Annotated in this window: 2 protein-coding genes; one reads left to right on the top strand and one right to left on the bottom strand. The window is 66.9% G+C overall.

Annotated features, from left to right (window positions below; all coding sequences use genetic code 11):
* Nucleotides 1–182 precede the first annotated feature (182 nt).
* Nucleotides 183–2,489: a TonB-dependent receptor gene (locus tag RWO33_RS19625; protein ID WP_314107081.1), complete on the top strand. Its 2,307-nt coding sequence runs from the start codon at nt 183–185 to the stop codon at nt 2,487–2,489.
* Between the two features lie 119 nt (nt 2,490–2,608).
* On the opposite strand, the gene rnd is transcribed toward RWO33_RS19625, so the two are convergent.
* Nucleotides 2,609–3,691 (bottom strand): ribonuclease D, encoded by a 1,083-nt coding sequence (rnd, locus tag RWO33_RS19620; RefSeq protein ID WP_314107079.1) that lies wholly within the window; start codon nt 3,689–3,691, stop codon nt 2,609–2,611.
* Nucleotides 3,692–3,889: the final 198 nt, after the last annotated feature.

The raw sequence follows: 3,889 nt of genomic DNA, 5'->3' as shown, positions 1-3,889 counted from the left end.
GGGCGGGGCGGCGGGCGCCCCGCCCCCCCGCGCGGGGGGGGGGGGGGGGGGGGGGGTGGGGGGGGGGGGGGGGGGGGGGGGGGCCCCCCCCCCCCCACCGCCGGATCTATGTCGGGTTGAAACCACGCTGAAACATCGGCGCAATACCTTGCCGGATCGCAAACGGTTTGCCCGAGCCCTGAATGTCTTCCCATCGCACTACGTCCCCTTCCAATTCCCGCCAGCCCCGCCCGCACGTGCTGGCGCTGGCCTGTGCCACGCTGCTTGGACTGACCGGCAGCGTGCTGGCCCAGGACGCCAGCCCGACCGCGCTTGATGCGATCACCGTTACCGCCGACCATCGCGAACGCAACCTGCAGGACGTGCCGGTCTCGGTCGGCGTGGTCCAGGGCGAGCGCCTGCGCGACTACACCGCCGGCGGCGATGACACCCTGCTGGCCCTGAGTGGCCGGGTGCCGAGCTTCTACGCCGAAACCACCACCGGCCGCATCTTCCCGCGCTTCTACATCCGTGGCCTGGGCAACATCGACTTCTACCTGGGTGCCTCGCAGCCGGTGTCGATCATCCAGGACGACGTGGTGCTCGAGCACGTGGTGCTCAAGTCCAACCCGGTCTATGACGTGGACCAGGTCGAAGTACTGCGCGGTCCGCAGGGCACGCTGTTCGGCCGCAACACCACCGCCGGCATCGTCAAGTTCGACAGCATCAAGCCCAGCCAGGACTACAGCGGCCGCGTGCAGGCCAGCTATGGCAGCTACGGCAGCGTGGCGGTGGACGGCGGCTTCGGCGGGCCGATCAACGACATCGCCGCGTTCCGCGTGTCGGCGCTGTACCAGCACCGCGACGACTACGTCGACAACACCTACGCCGGCCCCAGCGCCGATGGCACGGTGGCGCCGAAGAAGAACGCGATGGGTGGATTCGACGACCGCAACGTGCGCGCCCAGCTGCTGCTGCAGCCCAGCGATGCCTTCTCGCTGCTGGCGTCGGCGCATGCCCGCGATTACGACGGCACCTCCACGCTGTTCCTGCGCAACGCGATCACCAGGGGTTCCAACACCACCGACGTGCCGCGCGACCAGGTGGCGTATGACGAAGCCGGCAACAACCCGCAGGCCTACCGGACCTACGGCGGCTCGGTGAAAGCGGTGTACGACTTCGGCAACATCGCGCTGACCTCGATCACCGCCTACGAAACCACCTCCGGCTATAGCCGCGGAGACACCGATGGTGGCGCGGCGGTGAACTTCCCGGTCAACGGCGTCCCCAACGGCTATGGCCAGTCGATGGGCCAGATCCGCGACCTGGACCAGTGGACCCAGGAAGTACGCCTGGCCAACGCGGATGACAACCGCTTGAAATGGCAGGTGGGCGCCTTCTACTTCGATGGCCGCGACGTCACCGATTTCTACCAGCGCGCTTGGTTCCTGCAGGGCGCCGCGCGCAACCCGAACAACTGGGTGCGCCTGCGCAATACCAATACCTCGTTTGCCGGCTTCGGCCAGGTCAGCTACGACGTGACCGACAGGTTCACCCTTACCGCCGGCCTGCGCCAGACCCGCGACGAGAAGCGCACGCGCCTGCTGAAGACCGCCGACGCCGCCGCCGGCGTGGTTACCTACCGCGGCCGCACCGATGTGGAAATGGCCGATACCACCCCGAGCTGGGACCTGAGCGCGATGTACGCGTTCAACCCGCAGGTAAGCATCTACGCCAAGGTGGCGCGTGGTTTCCGCGGCCCGACCATCCAGGGTCGTTCGGCGGTGTTCAATGCTGATTTCACCACTGCTGAGTCGGAAACCATCCTGTCCTGGGAAGCCGGCGTGAAGAGCAGCCTGTGGGACAACCGGCTGCGCTTGAATGCGACTGCCTTCACCTACACGGTCAACGACATCCAGCTCAACGGCAATGATTCCAACGGCAACGGCGTGCTGTTCAACGCCGACAAGGCCAAGGCCTACGGCCTGGAAGCGGACATGGAGCTGCGCCCGGTGCCGAACCTGAGCCTGACGGCCGGCGTGAGCCTGCTGCACAGTGAAATCCAGGACGACCGCGTGTATGCGCAGGTCTGCGCGCTGAACGGCGTGGTGGTGTGCACCGTGAATGACCCGACGATCAAGGTGGGTGCCAACACGTTTGCCCGGATCAACGGCAACCCGCTGCCGAATGCGCCGAAATACAACCTGAATTTCGCCGCGCGCTACGACATTCCGGTGAGCGACAGCGACGTGCTGTTCGTTTCCACGGACTGGAACAGGCAGGGGTACACCAGCTTCGTGCTGTACGACTCGGCCGAGTTCAATTCCAAGGGCAGCTTCGAAGGCGGCCTGAAGCTGGGTTACTCCGGCAACTACGGTGCATGGGAAGCGGCGCTGTTCGCGCGCAACATCACCAACGAGAAGAACCTGAAGGGCGTGATCGAGAACTACATGGCCGCGGTGTACAACGAACCGCGCACCGTCGGTGTTTCGTTGAACCTCAACTGGTAACCGGTTGAACAAAAGGCCCCGCGCAAGCGGGGCCTTTTCGTCGGGAGTCCTGCGCAGCCACGCAGGGCGTGGCTCTACGTGTGATTGCGTAGAGCCACGCCCTGCGTGGCTGCGCGATGTCAATCCGCAGCAGGCAACAACGGCGCCAGCAGCGGTTCCAGCTCTGCCTGACGCCAACCGGCCAGGGCCTGCGGCCACTGGCGGCTTTCCATGTAGCTTTCCAGGTGCTTGCGCGAGGCCAGCACGCCGTCGGGCAGGCCCAGCTCTGCGGTGCGCTTGGCCACCGCATCCTGCAGGCGCTTGAAGGTCTGCTTGTTGGTGTCGGTGGCGGCCAATGCCAGCGGCGCCTCCGGTTCATCGTGCAGCGGCGTTTCCAGCGCCTCCCAGACCTGCGCGGCCAGCTTGCGCGGGGCTTTCGGGAAACCCTCCATCAGCTTGGCGAGCGCGGCGGCATCGGACGGTGGCGTACGCGCCAGCACCGCCGCCAGCTCGTTGTCCAGGATCCAGCTGCGCGGCTTGTCGCTGGCGCGCGCCTGCACATCACGCCAGCGCAGCAGGCGCAGCAGCCGGTGCTGGGCGTCGGCATCCATGAACTGTGCCGAGCGCATGGCCAGGTGCGGCCAGCGTTCCTCGTCGTGTTCGACACTGGCCAGCAGGCGCTCGGCATCGTCCTGCAGCCATTGGCGGCGGCCCAGCCCGCCCAGCGTCGCGTCGACCGCATCGTGGATGGCGAACAGGTATTCCACGTCGTCGGCGGCGTATTCCAGCTGCGCGTCCGAGAGCGGGCGGCGCATCCAGTCCGAGCGGGTCTCGCCCTTGGCCAGGGTCACCCCGGTGATGGCGGTGACCAGCTTCTGGTAGCCCATGCCGCCACCGATACCGGCCAGCGACGCCGCGATCTGGGTGTCGAACAGGGGGCGGGGCAGCACGCCGCAGGCGACCTTGAAGGTGACCAGGTCTTCGCTGGCGCTGTGCATGATCTTCAGGATCGAGGTATCGGCCAGCCACGTCGCCAACGCCTCGTTCATGCCGGGAATGAGCGGGTCGATCAGCAGGATTTCATCGCCGACCGCCATCTGCACCAGCGCCAGCTGCGGCCAGTAGGTGCGCTCGCGGATGAATTCGGTGTCCAGCCCGATGCGGGTGGGGCGCTGGCGGTAGCGCTCGTCCAGTTCCGCCGGGGTTTTGATCCAATATGCCACGTGGGATTCCGTCTACTGCAGGTTTGCTCAGGTGAGGGAGAATAGCCTAACGTCGAACCCGCCCCCGTCGAAGGAACCCGAATTGCGCACACCAGGCCCCGCTCCGTTGTTGCTGGCCGCGCTGCTGCTGGCCACGACCGCGTGCTCGCCCGAGGCGCCTGCGCCGAAGGCAGCGGGCGCAGCGGCGGCCGCGACGGC

The sequence above is a fragment of the uncultured Stenotrophomonas sp. genome (assembly GCF_963519925.1).
GTDB lineage: Bacteria > Pseudomonadota > Gammaproteobacteria > Xanthomonadales > Xanthomonadaceae > Stenotrophomonas > Stenotrophomonas maltophilia_AE.
Note: the sequence above shows the minus strand (reverse complement) of the source record. Positions and strands in the feature narration are given on the sequence as shown.

Bases quoted from the DNA above. Each gene is read 5' to 3' on its own strand.
- RWO33_RS19625 (WP_314107081.1), top strand. From the start codon at position 183: ATGTCTTCCCATCGCACTACGTCCCCTTCCAATTCCCGCCAGCCCCGC.